This is a genomic window from Rhizobium sp. P2_G9 (assembly GCF_056403475.1).
This window is the reverse complement of record NZ_JBFUFK010000104.1, coordinates 1-5,903: the sequence shown is the minus strand read 5'-3', so window position 1 is coordinate 5,903 and position 5,903 is coordinate 1. Positions and strand designations below refer to the sequence as shown.

Below are 5,903 nucleotides of genomic sequence, written 5' to 3'. Positions count from 1 at the left end.
GTTACCGAAAGAGACTTTGGCCAGTCTACGTTTTGAAATGAGAAGACGAAAGCTCGATTTTGGTTGGTGTTTTGCACTGATTGGGATTTTGAGTTTTTGAACTCTCGTCAATTTCGAGCGATGATGAAGGCTAATGATCAATTCTCAACTTGAGAGTTTGATCCTGGCTCAGAACGAACGCTGGCGGCAGGCTTAACACATGCAAGTCGAGCGCCCCGCAAGGGGAGCGGCAGACGGGTGAGTAACGCGTGGGAACGTACCCTTTTCTACGGAATAACGCATGGAAACGTGTGCTAATACCGTATGAGCCCTTCGGGGGAAAGATTTATCGGGAAAGGATCGGCCCGCGTTGGATTAGCTAGTTGGTGGGGTAAAGGCCTACCAAGGCGACGATCCATAGCTGGTCTGAGAGGATGATCAGCCACATTGGGACTGAGACACGGCCCAAACTCCTACGGGAGGCAGCAGTGGGGAATATTGGACAATGGGCGCAAGCCTGATCCAGCCATGCCGCGTGAGTGATGAAGGCCCTAGGGTTGTAAAGCTCTTTCACCGATGAAGATAATGACGGTAGTCGGAGAAGAAGCCCCGGCTAACTTCGTGCCAGCAGCCGCGGTAATACGAAGGGGGCTAGCGTTGTTCGGAATTACTGGGCGTAAAGCGCACGTAGGCGGATATTTAAGTCAGGGGTGAAATCCCAGAGCTCAACTCTGGAACTGCCTTTGATACTGGGTATCTTGAGTATGGAAGAGGTAAGTGGAATTCCGAGTGTAGAGGTGAAATTCGTAGATATTCGGAGGAACACCAGTGGCGAAGGCGGCTTACTGGTCCATTACTGACGCTGAGGTGCGAAAGCGTGGGGAGCAAACAGGATTAGATACCCTGGTAGTCCACGCCGTAAACGATGAATGTTAGCCGTCGGCATGCATGCATGTCGGTGGCGCAGCTAACGCATTAAACATTCCGCCTGGGGAGTACGGTCGCAAGATTAAAACTCAAAGGAATTGACGGGGGCCCGCACAAGCGGTGGAGCATGTGGTTTAATTCGAAGCAACGCGCAGAACCTTACCAGCCCTTGACATGGCAGGACGACTTCCGGAGACGGATTTCTTCACTTCGGTGACCTGCACACAGGTGCTGCATGGCTGTCGTCAGCTCGTGTCGTGAGATGTTGGGTTAAGTCCCGCAACGAGCGCAACCCTCGCCTCTAGTTGCCATCATTCAGTTGGGCACTCTAGAGGGACTGCCGGTGATAAGCCGAGAGGAAGGTGGGGATGACGTCAAGTCCTCATGGCCCTTACGGGCTGGGCTACACACGTGCTACAATGGCGGTGACAATGGGCAGCTAACCCGCGAGGGTGAGCTAATCTCCAAAAGCCGTCTCAGTTCGGATTGCACTCTGCAACTCGAGTGCATGAAGTTGGAATCGCTAGTAATCGTGGATCAGAATGCCACGGTGAATACGTTCCCGGGCCTTGTACACACCGCCCGTCACACCATGGGAGTTGGCTTTACCCGAAGGTGCTGTGCTAACCGCAAGGAGGCAGGCAACCACGGTAGGGTCAGCGACTGGGGTGAAGTCGTAACAAGGTAGCCGTAGGGGAACCTGCGGCTGGATCACCTCCTTTCTAAGGAAGCTGTGGAATTGGTAAGACGCTTCGGACAAGTCTTCGACTTGCCTTGAGATGAACCTTCCCGTGCTTTTTAGAACAAGATGGATCAGTCAGATCTGTCGAATGCATACGCCGACGAACTTCGGTTCGATCGGTAGGCGGACTCCGCCGTTCACGTTTCTCTTTCTTCAAAAGGATTTAATCGGGCTTTGCCTGATTTTGTTCTGTCCTCACGCTGACGCGGTCTTCGACCGCTACGCTCCGGACGGGGCGGCTAGGTATTTTGCCTTACGGCAAAAACCAGAAGTGGCTGACGGCCTCTGGCCTTGCGAAGCCAGAAGGCTTCGGATTGCCGACCAGCAAGACTTTCTGCCGCTAGGACCTAATACGGGCCCGTAGCTCAGTTGGTTAGAGCACACGCTTGATAAGCGTGGGGTCGGAAGTTCAAGTCTTCCCGGGCCCACCATATCTCTGCAAAGCCTTGCTTTGTCGGGGTTCACTCAGAAATGGGGCTGTAGCTCAGCTGGGAGAGCACCTGCTTTGCAAGCAGGGGGTCAGCGGTTCGATCCCGCTCAGCTCCACCATTCTGGTGTCGAGTTGGCGGATATAAATCCTTTTGAGAGAAAACAAGTTTGCATCCTTCCTTAGGGAAGCGTTGCCTGTTCTTAACCACATCGTGAAGAGAAGACATGCGGGGACTGTCCTTATGGACTTTGCCTGTCATGGATCGTTTTAGCTGTTTGCGCCTTCGGGCTCATCTGGCGGACGGTCTGGTTGATGTTGCTGACCGCACATCAGTCCGCATGTCTCGAGAAGCTGGTCTAAAGATGCAGATCTTTATCTGCATCAAAAGATTGATTGCTTAAATGATCTCTGTTTGTCCGGTGCTTGAGGCGCTTTCGGAAGGATAAGTTCCGCAAGGCCGAACGGCCGTCGCCAACTTTTTGGCGGCCCGTCCGGAGCCCCTCGGGCGTCAGGACAAAACACAGAGATCAAAACCGCTTTCGCGGTTTTGATGATCATTGGCAATGAGAACGATCAAGTGTCAAAAGGGCAATTGGTGGATGCCTTGGCATGCACAGGCGATGAAGGACGTGATACGCTGCGATAAGCCGTGGGGAGCCGCGAATAGGCTTTGATCCATGGATTTCCGAATGGGGGAACCCACTCCTGATGCTTGGTAATCTGGCTCGTCTAACGACGAGCGAGGTTCCAAGCATTGATAAGGAGTATCTACACCTGAAAAGATAGGGTGTAAGAAGCGAACGCAGGGAACTGAAACATCTAAGTACCTGCAGGAAAGGACATCAACCGAGACTCCGCAAGTAGTGGCGAGCGAACGCGGACCAGGCCAGTGGCATCAGGGAATAAAATGGAACGGAATGGAAAGTCCGGCCTTAGCGGGTGATAGCCCCGTACATGTAGAACACCTGATGTCCTAGAGTAGGGCGGGACACGTGAAATCCTGTCTGAACATGGGGCGACCACGCTCCAAGCCTAAGTACTCGTGCATGACCGATAGCGAACAAGTACCGTGAGGGAAAGGTGAAAAGCACCCCGACGAGGGGAGTGAAATAGAACCTGAAACCGGTTGCCTACAAACAGTGGAAGGCCGCGAGGCTGACTGCGTACCTTTTGTATAATGGGTCAACGACTTAGTGTATCTAGCAAGCTTAAGCCGGTAGGTGTAGGCGCAGCGAAAGCGAGTCTTAATAGGGCGTTTAGTTAGTTGCATTAGACCCGAAACCAGGTGATCTAGCCATGAGCAGGCTGAAGGTTGGGTAACACCAACTGGAGGGCCGAACCCGCATCTGTTGCAATAGATTGGGATGACTTGTGGCTAGGGGTGAAAGGCCAATCAAACCTGGAGATAGCTGGTTCTCCGCGAAATCTATTTAGGTAGAGCGTCGATCGAATACCCCCGGGGGTAGAGCACTGGATGGGCTATGGGGACTCACCGTCTTACTGATCCTAACCAAACTCCGAATACCGGGGAGTACTAATCGGCAGACACACGGCGGGTGCTAACGTCCGTCGTGAAAAGGGCAACAACCCTAACCTCCAGCTAAGGTCCCCAAGTCATGGCTAAGTGGGAAAGGATGTGAGGATCCCAAAACAACCAGGATGTTGGCTTAGAAGCAGCCATCATTTAAAGAAAGCGTAACAGCTCACTGGTCTAGATAAGGGTCTTTGCGCCGAAAATGTAACGGGGCTAAAGCCATGCACCGAAGCTGAGGCTTGGACATCTAACGATGTTCAGGGGTAGCGGAGCGTTCCGTAAGCCTGTGAAGGGAGACTCGTGAGAGATCCTGGAGGTATCGGAAGTGCGAATGTTGACATGAGTAACGATAAAGAGGGTGAGAGACCCTCTCGCCGAAAGACCAAGGGTTCCTGCTTAAAGTTAATCTGAGCAGGGTTAGCCGGCCCCTAAGGTGAGGCTGAAAAGCGTAGCCGATGGGAACCACGTTAATATTCGTGGGCCTGGTGGAAGTGACGGATTGCGTAACTTGTTCAATCTTATTGGATTGATTGGGCAGGGAAGCGGTTCCAGGAAATAGCTCCACCATTATAGACCGTACCCGAAACCGACACAGGTGGTCAGGTAGAGCATACCAAGGCGCTTGAGAGAACTCTGCTGAAGGAACTCGGCAAATTGCACGCGTAACTTCGGAAGAAGCGTGACCCTTTAACACGCAAGTGTTGGAGGGTGGCACAGACCAGGGGGTAGCGACTGTTTATCAAAAACACAGGGCTCTGCGAAGCCGCAAGGCGACGTATAGGGTCTGACGCCTGCCCGGTGCTGGAAGGTTAAGAGGAGAGGTGCAAGCTTTGAATCGAAGCCCCAGTAAACGGCGGCCGTAACTATAACGGTCCTAAGGTAGCGAAATTCCTTGTCGGGTAAGTTCCGACCTGCACGAATGGCGTAACGACTTCCCCGCTGTCTCCAGCAGAGACTCAGTGAAATTGAATTCCCCGTGAAGATGCGGGGTTCCTGCGGTCAGACGGAAAGACCCCGTGCACCTTTACTATAGCTTTACACTGGCATTCGCCAAGGCATGTGTAGGATAGGTGGTAGGCTTTGAAGCAGGGACGCCAGTTCTTGTGGAGCCATCCTTGAAATACCACCCTTATCTTCGTGGATGTCTAACCGCGATCCGTCATCCGGGTCCGGGACAGTGTATGGTGGGTAGTTTGACTGGGGCGGTCGCCTCCGAAAGAGTAACGGAGGCGCGCGATGGTGGGCTCAGAGCGGTCGGAAATCGCTCGTCGAGTGCAATGGCATAAGCCCGCCTGACTGCGAGACTGACAAGTCGAGCAGAGACGAAAGTCGGTCATAGTGATCCGGTGGTCCCGCGTGGAAGGGCCATCGCTCAACGGATAAAAGGTACGCCGGGGATAACAGGCTGATGACCCCCAAGAGTCCATATCGACGGGGTTGTTTGGCACCTCGATGTCGACTCATCGCATCCTGGGGCTGGAGCAGGTCCCAAGGGTATGGCTGTTCGCCATTTAAAGCGGTACGTGAGTTGGGTTCAGAACGTCGTGAGACAGTTCGGTCCCTATCTGCCGTGGGTGTAGGAATATTGACAGGATCTGTCCCTAGTACGAGAGGACCGGGATGGACGTATCTCTGGTGGATCTGTTGTGGCGCCAGCCGCAGTGCAGAGTAGCTATATACGGAATGGATAACCGCTGAAGGCATCTAAGCGGGAAACCAACCTGAAAACGAGTGTTCCCTGAGAGCCGTGGAAGACGACCACGTTGATAGGCCGGGTGTGGAAGCGCCGTAAGGTGTGGAGCTTACCGGTACTAATAGCTCGATAGGCTTGATCGTTCTCATTGATCAATGATCATCTCGTGCTGAAAGCACGAACAGTATATGTCCTGACGCCCGAAAGGGCTCCGGACGGGCCGGCCAAGGTATTTTGCCTGATGGCAAAAACCTGAAGTGGCCGACGGCCTTTGGCCTTGCGAAGCTGCGCTTCGTTTAGTGCCACAAGAGCCGTATCAATCTTTAAAATGAAAAGGGACGAAGTCCCCCAGCTTCTCGATCGATTGACGTTGCGCTTTGCCGACCTGGTGGTTCTGGCGGGGTGGCTGCACCCGTTCCCATTCCGAACACGGCCGTGAAACGCCCCAGCGCCGATGGTACTTTGTCTTAAGGCACGGGAGAGTAGGTCGCTGCCAGGTCTGCAAAACGCAACGTCAATCGATACCTCAAACACACAAAACCGCCAACAAGCGGATACGATGAAAGGTCGCACAAAGCGGCCTATTCGTGTTACGGCA

2 tRNA genes and 3 rRNA genes are annotated in these 5,903 nt (G+C 53.4%); all 5 read left to right on the top strand.

Annotation, left to right across the window (positions count from 1 at the left end):
• Positions 1–145 precede the first annotated feature (145 nt).
• Positions 146–1,628: ribosomal RNA gene (locus AC1DYF_RS39835) — 16S ribosomal RNA — on the top strand.
• Between the two features lie 374 nt (positions 1,629–2,002).
• Positions 2,003–2,079: transfer RNA gene (locus AC1DYF_RS39830), tRNA-Ile, on the top strand.
• A gap of 42 nt (positions 2,080–2,121) precedes the next feature.
• Positions 2,122–2,197 (top strand) — tRNA-Ala (locus AC1DYF_RS39825).
• A gap of 452 nt (positions 2,198–2,649) precedes the next feature.
• Positions 2,650–5,448: ribosomal RNA gene (locus AC1DYF_RS39820) — 23S ribosomal RNA — on the top strand.
• A gap of 241 nt (positions 5,449–5,689) precedes the next feature.
• Positions 5,690–5,804, top strand: a 5S ribosomal RNA gene (rrf, locus tag AC1DYF_RS39815).
• The 16S, 23S and 5S rRNA genes sit together here with 2 tRNA genes alongside, the layout of an rRNA operon.
• The last annotated feature ends 99 nt before the right edge of the window (positions 5,805–5,903 follow it).